The sequence below is a fragment of the Streptomyces sp. NPDC085937 genome (genome assembly GCF_044540535.1).
Taxonomy (GTDB): Bacteria; Actinomycetota; Actinomycetes; order Streptomycetales; family Streptomycetaceae; genus Streptomyces.
The window spans coordinates 35,814-51,472 of record NZ_JBITSH010000019.1; the positions used below are offsets into that span (position 1 = coordinate 35,814).

The window sequence follows — 15,659 nt, forward strand, 5'->3', positions numbered from 1 at the left end:
TGACCGCGATCCACGCTGCCCGGGAAGCACCGGACGGCAGCCCCCCACTCTGAGCTCGAAGATCGAAAGCAGGAATGGCTCTGAACGCCCGCCTCGACCACCGCAACCCCCTCGTGTTCGACACGCACGAGCTGGGGAGGCGGCCCGGTGCGCTGCAGCGCCTGACCCGTACGGTCGACGCTCCGAGGGATCTCGGGATCCAGGGAGTCGTCGGAGTGCCGGAAGGCGCCCCGGTGGAGCTCGAACTTCGGCTCGAGTCGGTCATGGAAGGTGTGCTCGTCACAGGCACCGCCCGTGCCAAGGCCAAGGGGGAGTGCGTAAGGTGTCTGGAGCCGGTCGAGCTGGAGCTCGAAGCGGACTACCAGGAGATGTTCTCGTACCCTGACGCCGACGACCGGGGCCGCGTGACCGCGGAACCGGGCGACGACGCCGAGGACGACGAGGACAGGCTCTTCCTCGAGGACGGCTTGTTCGACCTCGAGCCGGTGCTGCGTGATGCGGTGGTGCTCGCACTGCCGATGCAGCCGGTGTGCCAGGAAGACTGCCCGGGTCTGTGCTCCGAGTGCGGAGTGCGGCTGGCGGACGACCCGGACCACCACCACGACGCCGTCGACATCCGTTGGGCGGCATTGCAGGGACTCGCCGGCACCATGAAGGACGGCGAGAAGGACGAGATGAGCGGCGCCGACGCAGGCGTCGACGAGAAGCAGGAGAAGTAGCCGTGGCTGTTCCGAAGCGGAAGATGTCGCGCAGCAACACGCGCCACCGCCGGTCGCAGTGGAAGGCTGCGGTCCCCACCCTGGTTGCGTGCGAGCGCTGCCACGAGCCCAAGCAGCAGCACATCGCGTGCCCGTCTTGCGGCACTTACAACAAGCGCCAGGTCCTCGAGGTCTGAGCGGCTGGTGAGAGGCACTGTGTCCACGCCGAAGAAAAACTCTGCGGACAACCAGGCCTCGTCCCACACGCTTCTGGAAGGGCGGCTCGGCTACCAGGTCGAGTCCGCCCTTCTGGTGCGTGCGCTGACCCATCGTTCCTACGCGTACGAGAACGGCGGTCTGCCGACGAACGAGCGGCTGGAGTTCCTCGGGGACTCCGTGCTCGGCCTCGTCGTCACCGACACGCTGTACCGCACCCACCCCGACCTGCCCGAAGGCCAGCTGGCCAAGCTGCGGGCCGCGGTGGTCAACTCGCGTGCGCTGGCGGAGGTGGGCCGCGGGCTCGACCTCGGCTCCTTCATCCGGCTGGGCCGTGGTGAAGAGGGAACGGGCGGCCGGGACAAGGCGTCCATCCTCGCCGACACCCTGGAAGCGGTGATCGGTGCTGTCTACCTCGACCAGGGCCTGGAATCGGCGGCGGAGCTGGTGCACCGTCTGTTCGACCCGCTGATCGAGAAGTCTTCGAACCTGGGAGCCGGCCTGGACTGGAAGACCAGTCTCCAGGAGCTCACCGCGACCGAGGGGCTCGGTGTTCCCGAGTACCTGGTCACGGAGACCGGCCCCGACCATGAGAAGACCTTCACTGCTGCCGCCCGCGTCGGAGGCGTCTCGTACGGCACCGGCACCGGCCGCAGCAAGAAGGAGGCGGAGCAGCAAGCCGCCGAGTCCGCGTGGCGGTCCATCCGGGCCGCGGCGGACGAGCGGGCCAAGGCGGCTCAGGAGGCCGAACAGGTCGTCCAGGCCGCCGAGGCCGAAGCCTCCGGCAGGAGCGCCGACGCCCCGTCGGCCTCCGCCTGACGTAGTACACGCACGACCCGAGCGCCCGTCCCCGCACCCGGGGCGGGCGCTCGGTGCACGTTCCACCGGTCCTGGGAGGGGACGCCATGCCCGAGCTGCCCGAGGTCGAGGTCGTACGGCGCGGTCTCGAGCGGTGGGTCGCCCACCGGACCGTCGCCGACGCCGAGGTCCTGCACCCGCGCGCGGTACGCCGTCACCTCGCCGGCGCCGACGACTTCGTCCACCGGCTGAAGGGCCACCGCATCGGCGTCCCGCGCCGTCGCGGGAAGTACCTGTGGCTGCCGCTGGAGGACACCGACCAGTCGGTGCTGGCCCACCTCGGCATGAGCGGCCAGCTGCTGATGCAGCCGCACGCGGCGCCGGACGAGAAGCACCTGCGGATCCGCGTCCGCTTCACCGAGCCGCAGTCACCGGACGCCGGCCCGGCCGGGGACACCGAGCTGCGCTTCGTCGACCAGCGGACCTTCGGCGGTCTGTCGCTGCACGACAACACCCCCGACGGACTGCCCGACGTCATCGCGCACATCGCCCGGGACCCGCTCGACCCGCTGTTCGACGAGGAGGCCTTCCACCAGGCCCTGCGCCGCAAGCGGACCACCATCAAGCGGGCGCTGCTCGACCAGTCGCTGATCAGCGGCGTCGGCAACATCTACGCCGACGAGGCGCTGTGGCGGGCCCGCATCCACTACGAGCGCCCGACGGCCGGCTTCACCCGCCCCCGCACCCTGCAGCTGCTGGGCCACGTCCGGGACGTGATGAACGCGGCCCTCGTCGCCGGCGGTACCAGCTTCGACAGCCTCTACGTCAACGTCAACGGGGAGTCCGGCTACTTCGACCGGTCCCTGGACGCGTACGGCCGCGAGGGTCTGCCCTGCCGCCGCTGCGGGACACCGGTGCGCCGGCGGGCGTGGATGAACCGCTCCAGCTACTTCTGCCCGAGGTGTCAGCGGGCGCCGCGCGCCGTGTCGTAGCTCTCACGGGCCTCGAGGACGGTGTCCATGCGGTCCTCCAGGAGGTGGATGAGGACCAGCAGTTGTCCGGCCACCTCGCGGCCGAGCGGGGTCAGCTCGTAGTCCACCCGGGGCGGGTTGGTCAGCTGGGCCTCGCGGTGCACCAGGCCGTCGCGCTCCAGCGCGTGCAGGGTCTGCGACAGCATCTTCTCGCTGACGCCGTCGACCCGTCGCCGCAGCTCGTTGAAGCGCAGCGAGCCCTCGTACAGCGCGCCGAGGGTCAGCGCCCCCCAGCGCCCGGTCACATGCTCCAGCGTGACGCGGGAGGGGCAGGACTTGGCGAACACGTCGAAGGGAAGGTCCCGGTCCGCAGGGGCCGACTGCACGGTCGTCATGAAACCAGCGTACTTCAGAGCAGCGCTTACCTAGGCGCCGCGCTAACTATGGGTAAGCGTGGCACCGTGCATCCCTCCGCGCGAAGGTCAGCCGGTGGGTGGTCTTCGCGCGGCGTTCGATCCCCGTCCGGGCGCCCGTGCGCCTGAGGCGGCGACGGGTAGAAGCTCCGACACGGAGAGGGTGCCGTAGGAATGCGGTGGTCCTTAGGCGGCCCGGTCACACGCGTGTTCCCCCAGGGGCCTGCGGTGGCCGACCTTCTCAGTAGCCGAAGTTCTGGGTCCACCAAGGGCCGCCCGGGCCCATGTGGACGCCTACGCCCAGGGTCTTGAAATCGCAGTTCAGGATGTTCGCCTTGTGGCCCGGGCTGTTCATCCAGGCCTCCATGACCGCCTCGGCGTCCGCCTGGCCCCGGGCTATGTTCTCGCCGCCGAGGTTGGCTATGCCGGCCGCCTGGGCCCGGTCCCACGGGGTGTCGCCGTCGGGGTCCGTGTGGTCGAAGAAGCCGCGGTCGGCCATGTCGTCACTGAAGGCGGTGGCCAGTGCGGCGAGCGCGTTGTCCGTGGTGACCGGGCTGCAGCCCACCTTGGCCCGCTCCGCGTTGACCAGCCTCAGCACCTCCGCGCCGGCGGCGACCTCGGCCGAGACCGGGCCCTTGCCCTGGTTGCCGGCCCTCCGCTCGGGCTCCGGCGTCGCCTTGCGGGCCGGCGCCTCCTCCTCGGTCTTCTCCGGCGCGGCCGCGGACTCGGTCTTCTCCGGACCCTTCTCGGGTGCCTTCGTCGGCGCGGTCGAGGCGGACGGCGCCGACGGGGAGGGCTTCGGGGACACGGAGCGCCCGCCGTCGCGGCTCGCCGGGGTGCCGGCGTCCCGGCCGGGCGTCTCGACGGATCCGGACGTGCCGCCCTGCTCGGTCGGCAGGTTGGTCGCCACGCCGCCGGCCTGGACCTCGTCGCTGGAGGCGCGGTCGCCGCCGAGCTTGTAGTTCTCCAGCCCGGGCACCGCACCGGTGGCCACCGCGACCGTACCGAGCGCCACCGCGGCGGACACGCCCAGCAGCCCCGTGCGGACCGGCGTCGCGGCCTTCTTCTTGCGCCGGTGCCCGCTGCCGGGCCGGTCGTCGGCGGCGACGGAGGACGTCTGGGCGGTACGGGCCGGGCGGCGGCGCGGGGTCGCGTCGAGGTCGGGGAGCGGGTCGGCGGCGAACGAGTGCGCCGCGAAGTCGTACTCGGCGGTGCGGGGGCCAGGGAAGGCGCCGCCCACCGGGGGACGGCCGGCCGTTTCACCGGCGTACGCGTACGCGCCGGGACCGGGCCGGTGCTCCGGGGCGGGCGCGGGGGACGGGGCGGGGGCGGCCTCGGGGAAACCGCCCCGGGGGAAGCCGGTGCCGCCGGCCGGGGACGGGGCACCCTCCGTCGCGTACAGGTACGCCTCGCTGCGGGCGTACGTCTCCGCGTAGGCCTCGGGGTTCAGATACGGCGCGGTGCCCATCGTGGGCGGGCCGTCGGTTCCGGCGCCGAGCGGGTCCTGGCCTTCACCGAAGAAGCCGTCGTGGTGAGTGACCCCGGCGTCGCGGCTCGTGGCGGCGCGGCCGGCGTCGGAGCGTCGGTGGCGTCCCATGTCGTGGCCTTCCTCGTCCTTGCGGTCGACTCGTCTCGCGACCAGCCCGAAACTCAATGATCACGAAACTCACACGAAGGAGTGAGTTTCATATGAGATTCATGGGTGGGGACGCTACCGCATGGCGCCAGGGGGCGGAGTGCCCGGTGTGACTTTGTCCGGTTAGGTTGCAGGCATGAGCGAGGATGTGCGACTGGTCGCCTGGGTGCGCGGACATGTCCAGGGAGTGGGCTTCCGCTGGTTCACCCGGGCCAAGGCGCTGGAGATCGGCGGCCTGCGGGGCTTCGCCCTCAATCTGGGTGACGGCAGGGTGCAGGTGGTGGCCGAGGGCCCCCGTGACCACTGCGAAGGTCTGCTGGAGTGGCTCCAGGCGGGCGACACGCCCGGGCGCGTGGACGGAGTGACCGAGATCTGGGACACACCTCGCGGCGGCTACGACGGCTTTGCGATCCGCTGACGGGCCCGCCCGGCCGGTCGGCAGGCGCACTCCCTCGCCTGCTGTCGCAGCCCGTCAGCGGGGAAAAACTCCTGGTGATTGAGGAGGACGGCTTGCCACCGCGGGCGTCGCCCGCCAAGATGATCGCCACGTCCCGAGGACCCGTGAGGATCGCGACGCCGCCGCTTCCCGGCCGTGCGCACCCGGTTGTCCGCCAATACGGGGCGTGATCGTGTTGACCCTCAAACTTTTTGGTGAGACGCTGAAAGCCCCGCGCACCTTAGCTGTTTGGCATGGCTGAACGGCAGTACAACTCCAGGCCTGCCAAGCACCGCGGGTGCGAATCCCTCACGACCCACACCGCATCGGTCGGTCACTCATTGTGGAGGACCATCCATCATGGCAAAGGCGCTTCTCGGTTACGTCGGCGGCTCCGACCCGCGACTCCTCGCCGAGATGCGACGGCTCCAGCAGCGCGTCCAGGACCTGGAATCCGAGCTCGTACGGATCCAGGCCGAGAAGGACGCCCTGAAGGCTGCCGCTTCTCACGACAGGATCATGGAGAGCGTTGACGCACACCAGGCGGAGCCTGCGCTCACCTGATCACTGCATCGCTCCACGAACAGCAGCGCAGTGGTCGGGCTTGCCCGTCACCACACGCCAGGCAGTCAGAACTGCAAGGGACGCTCCGGCGTCCCTTCTTTCTTTCTCCTCCGCGTCCCGGACACCCGCACCGCACGCGCTGTGCACTCCCGCGGCCACTTCGCGACCCCCGCGCGGGGCGAAGTATCTGTCCCGCGCACCCTTTCACCGTCTTAACGTCTGGCATGCCCTGCGCGTTCACCCGCGAAACCGCGCGCTCATGGAGTGAGACATGCCCGCCGGGTAGAGTCCGACGGCGTGCACCTCAAGGCCCTGACCCTCCGCGGCTTCAAGTCGTTCGCCTCCGCGACCACGCTCCGGTTCGAGCCGGGGATCACCTGCGTCGTCGGTCCGAACGGCTCGGGCAAGTCCAACGTGGTGGACGCGCTCAGCTGGGTCATGGGCGAGCAGGGCGCCAAGTCGCTGCGCGGCGGCAAGATGGAGGACGTCATCTTCGCCGGCACCACCGGCCGCCCGCCGCTGGGCCGCGCCGAGGTGTCACTGACCATCGACAACTCCGACGGCGCCCTGCCCATCGAGTACGCCGAGGTCACCATCACGCGGATCATGTTCCGCAACGGCGGCAGCGAATACCAGATCAACGGAGACACCTGCCGCCTCCTGGACATCCAGGAACTCCTCTCCGACTCCGGCATCGGCCGTGAGATGCACGTCATCGTCGGCCAGGGCCAGCTCGACTCGGTCCTGCACGCCGACCCCATGGGCCGCCGCGCCTTCATCGAGGAGGCGGCCGGCGTCCTCAAGCACCGCAAGCGCAAGGAGAAGGCGCTGCGCAAGCTGGACGCGATGCAGGCCAACCTCGCGCGCGTGCAGGACCTCACCGACGAGCTCCGCCGGCAGCTCAAGCCCCTCGGCCGGCAGGCCGCCGTCGCCCGCCGGGCCGCCGTCATCCAGGCCGACCTGCGTGACGCGCGCCTGCGTCTCCTCGCCGACGACCTCCTGAAGCTGCGTGAGGCTCTCCAGGCCGAGATCGCCGACGAGGCCGCTCTCAAGGAGCGCAAGGAGGCCGCCGAGGCCGACCTGAGGAAGGCCCTCCAGCGCGAGGCCCTCCTGGAGGACGAGGTACGCCGGCTCACCCCGCGGCTGCAGAACGCGCAGCAGACCTGGTACGAGCTCTCCCAGCTCGCCGAACGGGTGCGCGGCACCATCTCCCTCGCCGACGCGCGCGTGAAGAGCGCCACCTCCGCGCCCCCCGAGGAACGGCGCGGCCGGGACCCCGAGGACATGGAGCGTGAGGCCGCCCGCGTCCGTGAGCAGGAGGCCGAACTGGAGGCCGCCCTGGAGGCGGCCGAACGCGCTCTGGAGGACACCGTCGCCCACCGCGCCGAACTGGAGCGCGAGCTGGCACAGGAGGAACGGCGACTGAAGGACGTCGCCCGCGCCATCGCGGACCGGCGCGAAGGGCTCGCCCGGCTCAAGGGACAGGTGGGCGCCGCCCGTTCACGGGCCGCCGCCGCCCAGGCCGAGATCGAGCGGCTGGCCGCCGCCCGGGACGAGGCCCAGCAGCGGGCCGCCGCCGCCCAGGAGGAGTACGAGACCCTCAAGGCGGAGGTCGACGGCCTCGACGCGGGGGACGCGGAACTCGCCGAGCGGCACGAGGAGGCCAAACACGGGCTCGCCGAGGCCGAGGCCGCCCTCACCGCCGCACGCGAGGTGGCCACCGCCGCGGAGCGGAAACGTGCCGCGACCCAGGCACGCCACGAGGCGCTGGCGCTCGGCCTGCGCCGCAAGGACGGCAGCGGGGCGCTGCTGGAGGCGAAGGACCGCCTGCACGGACTGCTCGGACCGGCCGCGGAACTGCTGACCGTGTCGCCCGGCCACGAGGTGGCCCTCGCCGCCGCGTTCGGCGCGGCCGCGGACGCCCTGGCGGTCACCACCCCGTCCGCGGCGGCCGACGCGATCCGGCTGCTGCGCAAACAGGACGCGGGCCGGGCCGCCCTCCTGGTGACAAGCCCGTCTTCCGAAGCCGCAGGCGAGACCACGCCCAGGGGCGAGGGGAACTGCGCGCCCAGCCCCGACGCACCCGCACCCGCCGGTCCCTCCGAAACCTCCCTCCCCGCGGAGCGCCTGGTCAGCGGCCCCGACGACCTCATGCCGGCCGTGCTTCGGCTGCTGAACGGCATCGTCGTCGTCGCCACCCTCGAGGACGCCGAGGAACTCGTCCACGCCCGCCCCTCCCTCACCGCCGTCACCGCCGAGGGAGACCTGCTCGGCGCCCACTTTGCTCAGGGCGGTTCGGCCGGCGCCCCCAGCCTGCTGGAGGTGCAGGCGTCCGTCGACGAGGCCGCCGCCGAGCTGGAGGAGCTCGCGGTGCGCTGCGAGGAGCTGGCCGGGGCACAGCAGGAGGCGGCCCACCGGCGCCGCGAGTGCGCGGCCCTCGTCGAGGAACTGGGGGAGCGGCGGCGGGCCGCCGACCGGGAGAAGTCCACCGTCGCCCAGCAGCTGGGGCGGCTCGCCGGCCAGGCCCGGGGCGCCGCGGGCGAGGCGGAGCGGGCCGGGGCCGCCGCCGCCCGGGCGCAGGAGGCCCTGGACAAGGCGCTCGCCGACGCCGAGGAACTCGCCGAGCGGCTCGAGACCGCCGAGGAGATGCCGTTCGAGGAGGAGCCCGACACCGCCGTACGTGACCGGCTCGCCGCGGACGGGGCCAACGCCCGCCAGACCGAGATGGAGGCCCGCCTCCAGGTCCGTACGCACGAGGAGCGGGTGAAGGGGCTGGCCGGACGGGCCGACTCCCTGGACCGGGCCGCCCGCGCGGAACGCGAGGCACGCGCGCGTGCGGAGCGGCGCAGGGCCCGTCTGCGCCACGAGGCGGAGGTGGCCGGCGCCGTCGCTGCGGGCGCCCGCCAGCTGCTGGCGCACGTCGAGGTGTCCCTGGCCCGCGCCGCCGAGGAGCGCGCCGCGGCGGAGGCCGCCAAGGCCCGCCGCGAGGAGGAACTCGCCCGCGCCCGTACCGAGGGACGCGATCTCAAGGCGGACCTCGACAAGTTGACGGATTCGGTTCACCGAGGCGAGGTACTAGGAGCGGAGAAGCGGCTGCGGATGGAGCAGCTGGAGGCGAAGGCGCTGGAGGAACTGGGTGTCGAACCGGCGGGGCTGGTGGCGGAGTACGGACCGCACCAGCTGGTGCCGCCCTCGCCCCCCGCCGAGGGCGAGCAGCTGCCGGAGGACCCGGAGCACCCGCGCAACAGGCCCCGCCCCTTCGTACGGGCCGAGCAGGAGAAGCGCCTGAAGGCGGCCGAGCGCGCCTACCAGCAGCTCGGCAAGGTGAACCCGCTCGCCCTGGAGGAGTTCGCGGCGCTGGAGGAACGCCACCAGTTCCTCAGCGAGCAGCTGGAGGACCTGAAGAAGACCCGCGCGGACCTGCTCCAGGTCGTCAAGGAGGTCGACGAACGCGTCGAGCAGGTCTTCACCGAGGCCTACCGGGACACCGCCCGGGAGTTCGAAGGCGTCTTCTCCCGGCTCTTCCCGGGCGGGGAGGGGCGCCTGGTGCTGACCGACCCCGACAACATGCTCACCACGGGTGTGGACGTCGAGGCGCGTCCGCCCGGCAAGAAGGTCAAGCGGCTGTCGCTGCTGTCGGGCGGCGAACGCTCCCTGACCGCCGTGGCGCTGCTCGTGTCGATCTTCAAGGCGCGCCCCAGCCCGTTCTACGTGATGGACGAGGTCGAGGCCGCGCTCGACGACACCAACCTCCAGCGGCTGATCCGGATCATGCAGGAGCTCCAGGAAGCCTCCCAGCTGATCGTGATCACTCACCAGAAGCGCACCATGGAGGTCGCCGACGCGCTCTACGGCGTCTCCATGCAGGGCGACGGCGTGTCGAAGGTCATCAGCCAGCGACTCCGCTGAAGCGGCTCAAGTTCTTCAACATGTGAACACTTTCTCGGCTCGCGTCAGGCTCCTGCCTCTCCATACGTCTCAAATCTCACAGCTGCGCATCTCTTGACTTCAATAGTTGAAGACATAGTCTCTGCAATGTTGTTTTTACCTTCAGGTGCCTATGGCTGGAACCTTGAAGGGCTGACCCCCACCCGGCGACGTTGCCGGTGGCCCGAGGAGTACACGTGACCAGCAGCGCGCAGGCACAAACGACAGGAGCCCGGACGGCTCACCCCGAACATCTCGGGCATGTCATCTTCATCGCCGCGGCCGCCGCCATGGGCGGCTTCCTCTTCGGCTACGACAGCTCCGTGATCAACGGCGCCGTCGAGGCCGTCCGCGACCGCTACGACATCGGCTCCGCCGCACTCGCCCAGGTCATCGCCATCGCGCTGATCGGCTGTGCGATCGGCGCCGCCACCGCGGGCCGGATAGCCGACCGCATCGGACGCATCCGGTGCATGCAGATCGCCGCGGTCCTGTTCACCGTCAGCGCCGTCGGCTCCGCGCTGCCCTTCGCGCTGTGGGACCTCGCCTTCTGGCGGGTCGTCGGCGGCTTCGCCATCGGCATGGCCTCCGTCATCGGCCCGGCCTACATCGCCGAGGTCGCCCCGCCCGCCTACCGCGGCCGCCTCGGCTCCTTCCAGCAGGCCGCGATCGTCGTCGGCATCGCCGTATCCCAGCTCGTCAACTGGGGCATCCTGAACGCGGCCGACGGGGACCAGCGCGGTGAGCTGATGGGCCTGGAGGCCTGGCAGGTCATGCTCGGCGTCATGGTGATCCCCGCGGTCCTCTACGGCCTGCTGTCCTTCGCCATCCCCGAGTCCCCGCGCTACCTGATCTCCGTCGGCAAGCACGAGCGCGCCAAGCAGATCCTCACCGAGGTCGAGGGCAGCGAGATCGATCTCGACGCCCGCGTCACCGAGATCGAGACCGGCATGCACCGCGAGGAGAAGTCCAGCTTCAAGGACCTGCTCGGCGGCAGCTTCTTCTTCAAGCCGATCGTCTGGGTCGGCATCGGCCTGTCGGTGTTCCAGCAGTTCGTCGGCATCAACGTCGCCTTCTACTACTCGGCCACGCTGTGGCAGTCGGTGGGCGTCGACCCGTCGGACTCGTTCTTCTACTCGTTCACCACGTCGATCATCAACATCGTCGGCACGGTGATCGCGATGATCTTCGTCGACCGCATCGGCCGCCGGCCGCTCGCCATCATCGGCTCGGTCGGCATGGTGATCGGTCTGGCGCTGGAGGCCTGGGCGTTCTCCTCGGACCTCGTCGACGGTCAGCTGCCCGCCACGCAGGGCTGGGTGGCCCTGATCGCCGCCCACGTCTTCGTCCTCTTCTTCGCCCTGTCGTGGGGTGTGGTCGTGTGGGTCATGCTCGGCGAGATGTTCCCGAACCGGATCCGCGCCGCCGCCCTCGGTGTCGCCGCGGCCGCGCAGTGGATCGCCAACTGGGCCATCACCGCGAGCTTCCCGTCGCTGGCGGACTGGAACCTGTCCGTCACCTACGTGATCTACACGGTGTTCGCGGCGCTCTCCATTCCGTTCGTGTTGAAGTTCGTGAAGGAGACGAAGGGGAAGCGGTTGGAGGAGATGGGCTGACGCCCCTCGTCCCCCCTTGGGGGCTTGCCGCCGGCGTCGCCCTCGTGTGAGGTTCACCTGCTGCCCTGGCTCGGGTCTGTCCGAGCTGGGGCGGTGGTGTGTCCGTGGGTCCGTGCGGGTGGGTGGGGGTTGGTCGCGCAGTTCCCCGCGCCCCTGGAGGGGTGGTTGCTGCTGAGTGGATCGCGTGCCGGCCGTTGTGGCTGGGTGCGTGGTTCCCCGCGTCCCTAGGGGGCGGGGTACCGGAGTGGACCGTGTGCCGGCCGTTGTGGCTGGGTGCGTGGTTCCCCGCGTCCCTGACGGGCGCGTGGCTTCTCGCGCCCTGGCGGGCTCGCGGGGTCTTGTGTCGTGAGGGGCGCGCGTCGGGTGCGGGGGTGGTGGGGGGCGCATGGCTGATACTGGACGCGTTATGGACATCGTCATCCTTGCTGTAGTCATCGCCGTGGTCGTGCTCGGCACGCTCGGCGGGCTGATCGTCGGGAGCCGGCGCAAGAAGCCGCTGCCCCCGCCGCCGCCCGCAGCGCCCGACATCACCGCCCCGCCGGCCGAGCCGCACGTCGGCGAAGAGGCCGAGACGCCGCGGGAGGAACCGCGGCGCACCATCGAGGAGGTTGATCTTCCGGCGGGCGCCGGTCCCGTCGTCATCGAGGAACCGCCCGCCGCCGAGGCTCCCGAGATCGAGATCCCGGAGCCCACCGCGGGCCGGCTGGTCCGGCTGCGGGCCCGTCTCTCCCGCTCCCAGAACGCCCTGGGCAAGGGTCTGCTCACCCTGCTGTCCCGCGAGCACCTGGACGAGGACACCTGGGAGGAGATCGAGGACACCCTGCTCACCGCCGACGTCGGCGTCCAGCCCACCCAGGAGCTGGTCGACCGGCTGCGCGAGCGGGTCAAGGTGCTGGGCACCCGCACCCCCGAGGAACTGCGCGGGCTGCTCCGCGAGGAGCTCGTCACCCTGGTCGGTCCGCAGATGGACCGCACCGTGCACACCGAGACCGAGGCCGGCGGCCCCGGCGTCGTGATGGTGGTCGGTGTCAACGGCACCGGCAAGACCACCACCACCGGCAAGCTCGCCCGGGTCCTGGTCGCCGACGGCAACACCGTCGTCCTGGGCGCCGCCGACACCTTCCGTGCCGCCGCCGCCGACCAGCTGCAGACCTGGGGCGAGCGGGTGGGCGCCCACATCGTGCGCGGCCCCGAGGGCGGCGACCCGGCCTCCGTCGCGTTCGACGCGGTCAAGGAGGGCAAGGAGATGGACGCCGACGCGGTGCTCATCGACACCGCCGGCCGGCTGCACACCAAGACGGGCCTCATGGACGAGCTCGGCAAGGTCAAGCGGGTCGTGGAGAAGCAGGCCCCGCTGGACGAGGTGCTGCTGGTGCTCGACGCCACCACCGGCCAGAACGGTCTGGTGCAGGCCCGGGTCTTCGCCGAGGTCGTCGACATCACAGGCATCGTGCTCACCAAACTCGACGGCACGGCCAAGGGCGGCATCGTCATCGCCGTCCAGCGCGAGCTGGGCGTGCCGGTCAAGCTGATCGGGCTCGGCGAGGGCGCGGACGACCTCGCGCCGTTCGAGCCGGGAGCCTTCGTGGACGCGCTCCTCGGGGAGTGACACCCCGCGCCCGACCACGGAACGCGAAAGCGCCCGCCCCCGGATCGCCGGGGGACGGGCGTTTCGCCGTGTCGGAGCCGTGTGGGGAGGGGCTACATGCCCGACCGGTGCGCCACGTACGCCAGGGTGCCGAGCAGCAGCCGGGCCTCGGGCGGCCGGGAAGCGGAGTCCAGGGCGGGGGAGCGCAGCCACCGCACCGGTCCGAGGCCGCCGCGGTCCGAGGGCGGTGCCGTGATGTGCGTACCGCGTCCGAGGCCGCGCAGGTCGAGCGAGGCCGGATCGTCCCAGCCCAAGCGGTAGAGCAGATCGGGCAGGGCCGCCGCGGCGCCCGGGGCGACGAAGAACTGGGCGCGCCCGTCCGGGGTGGCGGCGACCGGTCCGACCGGCAGGCCCATGCGCTCCAGCCGGGCCAGGGCGTGGCGCCCGGCGGGCTCGGCCACCTCGATCACGTCGAACGCCCGCCCGACCGGCAGCATCAGCGAGGCGCCCGGGAACTCGGACCACCGCGCGGTCACCTCGTCCAGCGGCGCGCCCGCGCGGATCACCGGCGCCAGGTCCAGGGGGTGGGCGCCCGGCGTCCGGCAGGTGCCGCGGCCGCAGGAGCAGGACCCGGCGACGGCGCGGACGCCCGGCACCACGTCCCAGCCCCAGAGCCCGGTGTACTCCGCGACGACCGTGCCGTCCGAGGAGCGGCCGCGGCGCCGCGAGCCGGACCGGATGTCACGGATGCCCCGACTGATACCGATCGTGAAGCCCATGCCCCCTCCAACGGGTCCGACGTACCGGTGGTTACGTAGCGGACGCAGACTGTGACTCTCTGTTTCCGGCTTCCCGGTGCGCCACGCGCCAACCAGTGCTTTGGTGCGCCCGGGGTGGTGCGAGGGGTGCTGCGCGCCCCCGAGTGCATCGCCGCATCCACTCTTGTCTGTCCTGTGTCAAGTCAATCGCGGGTCGGCGACGGTGCGTTCATTCGAAGGGGTGGCGAATGGTGGCGATTACGGTTCCGCCATGGTGAGGCCGGTGATCATAGGGTTACTGTGTGTGCACGGCTTGGATGGGGCACATGCACTCGTGGGTATGCCGGAGGCAACTCGGCTTTCCGTTCGAAGGGTGGCAACCGCCGGACGGGCGGCTCCAAAGACCGGCATTCTGATAAGGCTTGGCGCACTCAGCGACAAGTGGTCTTCAGGGATGGGGGCGTTCCAGTGAGCGGCAACGGCGGTGGCGGGACGAGTGCTGCGGGTGCGGAGAAGCGTCCGAACGAGATGCTCGCCTCGTGGTTCGTCCGCAGCGGCTGGTCCAAAGGGGAGCTCGCCCGCCAAGTCAACCGCAGAGCCCGGCAGTTGGGCGCCAACCACATCTCCACCGACACCTCCCGCGTGCGCCGCTGGCTGGACGGGGAGAACCCGCGCGAGCCGATCCCCAGAATTCTGTCGGAGCTGTTCTCCGAGCGCTTCGGCGTCGTCGTCTCCGTGGAGGACCTGGGCCTGCGCACCACTCGCCCGGCACCCTCCGCGACCGGCGTCGACCTTCCCTGGACGGGCCCGCAGACCGTGGCCCTGCTCAGCGAGTTCTCGCGCAGCGACCTGATGCTGGCGCGGCGCGGCTTCCTCGGGAGCTCGCTGGCCCTCTCCGCGGGTCCGTCCCTCATCGAGCCCATGCAGCGCTGGCTCGTCCCCTCCCCGTCCAGCCCGCTCCCCAGGCCCGAGCCGGACGTCGCGCCCTCCTCGGCGCGCGCCCGCGGCCGGCTGTCCAAGCCGGAGCTGGACCTGCTGGAGACCACCACCGTGATGTTCCGGCAGTGGGACGCCCAGTGCGGCGGCGGACTGCGCCGCAAAGCCGTCGTCGGACAGCTCCACGAGGTCACCGACCTCCTCCAGGAGCCCCAGCCGGAGGCCGCCACCAAGCGGCTGTTCAAGGTCGCCGCCGAACTGGCCGAGCTCGCGGGCTGGATGTCGTACGACGTGGGGCTGCAGCCGACCGCGCAGAAGTACTTCGTGCTCGCCCTGCACGCCGCCAAGGAGGCCGGGGACCGGCCGCTCGGCTCCTACGTGCTGTCCAACATGAGCCGGCAGATGATCCACCTGGGCCGCCCCGAGGACGCCCTGGAGCTCATCCACCTCGCGCAGTACGGCAGCCGGGACTGCGCGAGCCCCCGCATCCAGTCGATGCTGTATGCGATGGAGGCCCGCGCCTACGCCAACATGGGGCAGCCCGGCCGCTGCAAGCGCGCCGTCCGCATGGCCGAGGACACCTTCGCCGAGGCCGACGAGTGGGACGAGCCCGACCCGGACTGGATCCGCTTCTTCTCCGAGGCCGAGCTGTACGCGGAGAACAGCCACTCCTTCCGCGACCTCGCCTACGTCGCGGGCCGCAGCCCCACCTACGCCTCGCTCGCCGAGCCGCTGATGAAGCGGGCCGTGGAACTCTTCGGCCAGGAGGGCGGCGAGCACCAGCGTTCCTACGCCCTCAACCTCATCGGCATGGCCACCGTCCACCTGCTCCAGCGCGAGCCCGAGCAGAGCACGGTTCTGGCCACCGACGCCATCAAGGCCGCCAAGAAGGTCCGTTCCGAGCGCGTCAACACTCGTATCCGAAAGACCGTCGACACCGCCGTACGCGACTTCGGGGACCTCGCCGACGTCGTCGAACTCACCGAGCGGCTCGCGATCGAGCTGCCGGAGACCGCCGAAGCGGTCTGACCACAGGAGCACCCCTGGACCCCGGCCGCGGCCGGCCCTCCCGAACTGCCCGACTCGGCTCCCCCATGCCAGT

Annotated in this window: 13 protein-coding genes; 10 read left to right on the forward strand and 3 right to left on the reverse strand. The window is 71.4% G+C overall.

Annotation, left to right across the window (positions count from 1 at the left end):
* The first annotated feature begins 74 nt into the window (after positions 1-74).
* The 4 genes from ACIF8S_RS29955 to mutM all read left to right on the forward strand — a co-directional run bounded on the left by ACIF8S_RS29955 (position 75) and on the right by mutM (position 2,704).
* Positions 75-719 (forward strand): YceD family protein, encoded by a 645-nt coding sequence (locus tag ACIF8S_RS29955; RefSeq protein ID WP_400003289.1) that lies wholly within the window; start codon positions 75-77, stop codon positions 717-719.
* Positions 720-721: 2 nt separating this feature from the next.
* Positions 722-895, forward strand: a complete 174-nt coding sequence (gene rpmF / locus ACIF8S_RS29960; protein ID WP_003951102.1) for a 50S ribosomal protein L32 — start codon at positions 722-724, stop codon at positions 893-895.
* A 19-nt stretch (positions 896-914) separates the two neighbouring features.
* Positions 915-1,733: a ribonuclease III gene (rnc, locus tag ACIF8S_RS29965; RefSeq protein WP_400003385.1), complete on the forward strand. Its 819-nt coding sequence runs from the start codon at positions 915-917 to the stop codon at positions 1,731-1,733.
* An 86-nt stretch (positions 1,734-1,819) separates the two neighbouring features.
* Complete coding sequence (gene mutM, locus ACIF8S_RS29970; protein ID WP_400003291.1) at positions 1,820-2,704, forward strand: bifunctional DNA-formamidopyrimidine glycosylase/DNA-(apurinic or apyrimidinic site) lyase; 885 nt, start codon at positions 1,820-1,822, stop codon at positions 2,702-2,704.
* On the opposite strand, the gene ACIF8S_RS29975 is transcribed toward mutM, so the two are convergent.
* Positions 2,677-3,078, reverse strand: a complete 402-nt coding sequence (locus ACIF8S_RS29975) for a winged helix-turn-helix transcriptional regulator (RefSeq protein ID WP_400003293.1) — start codon at positions 3,076-3,078, stop codon at positions 2,677-2,679. The two genes, mutM and ACIF8S_RS29975, sit on opposite strands and share 28 nt — an antisense overlap.
* Positions 3,079-3,337: 259 nt before the next feature.
* A complete protein-coding gene (locus tag ACIF8S_RS29980; protein ID WP_400003294.1) occupies positions 3,338-4,693 on the reverse strand; it encodes a CAP domain-containing protein in 1,356 nt (451 codons plus the stop codon).
* A 175-nt stretch (positions 4,694-4,868) separates the two neighbouring features.
* On the opposite strand from ACIF8S_RS29980, the gene ACIF8S_RS29985 reads away from it, so the two are divergent.
* The 5 genes from ACIF8S_RS29985 (at position 4,869) to ftsY (ending at position 12,884) form a co-directional block, all read left to right on the forward strand.
* Positions 4,869-5,150 carry an acylphosphatase gene (locus ACIF8S_RS29985; protein ID WP_349791891.1) on the forward strand — a complete coding sequence of 94 codons (282 nt, stop codon included), beginning with the start codon at positions 4,869-4,871 and terminating at the stop codon, positions 5,148-5,150.
* Positions 5,151-5,528: 378 nt separating this feature from the next.
* The gene (locus tag ACIF8S_RS29990) at positions 5,529-5,732 is read left to right on the forward strand and encodes a hypothetical protein (RefSeq protein ID WP_006130460.1); all 204 of its coding nucleotides are present in this window, start codon (positions 5,529-5,531) and stop codon (positions 5,730-5,732) included.
* A 297-nt stretch (positions 5,733-6,029) separates the two neighbouring features.
* Positions 6,030-9,641 (forward strand): chromosome segregation protein SMC, encoded by a 3,612-nt coding sequence (gene smc, locus ACIF8S_RS29995; RefSeq protein ID WP_400003297.1) that lies wholly within the window; start codon positions 6,030-6,032, stop codon positions 9,639-9,641.
* A 215-nt stretch (positions 9,642-9,856) separates the two neighbouring features.
* Positions 9,857-11,275, forward strand: coding sequence for a sugar porter family MFS transporter (locus tag ACIF8S_RS30000; protein ID WP_400003299.1), 1,419 nt, complete (start codon positions 9,857-9,859; stop codon positions 11,273-11,275).
* A gap of 406 nt (positions 11,276-11,681) precedes the next feature.
* Entirely contained in the window at positions 11,682-12,884 is a 1,203-nt protein-coding gene (gene ftsY / locus ACIF8S_RS30005) for a signal recognition particle-docking protein FtsY (protein ID WP_400003387.1), read from the forward strand.
* 92 nt (positions 12,885-12,976) lie between these two features.
* On the opposite strand, the gene ACIF8S_RS30010 is transcribed toward ftsY, so the two are convergent.
* Entirely contained in the window at positions 12,977-13,642 is a 666-nt protein-coding gene (locus ACIF8S_RS30010) for a bifunctional DNA primase/polymerase (protein WP_400003301.1), read from the reverse strand.
* Between the two features lie 447 nt (positions 13,643-14,089).
* On the opposite strand from ACIF8S_RS30010, the gene ACIF8S_RS30015 reads away from it, so the two are divergent.
* Positions 14,090-15,586, forward strand: coding sequence for a hypothetical protein (locus tag ACIF8S_RS30015; RefSeq protein WP_400003302.1), 1,497 nt, complete (start codon positions 14,090-14,092; stop codon positions 15,584-15,586).
* Positions 15,587-15,659 lie beyond the last annotated feature (73 nt).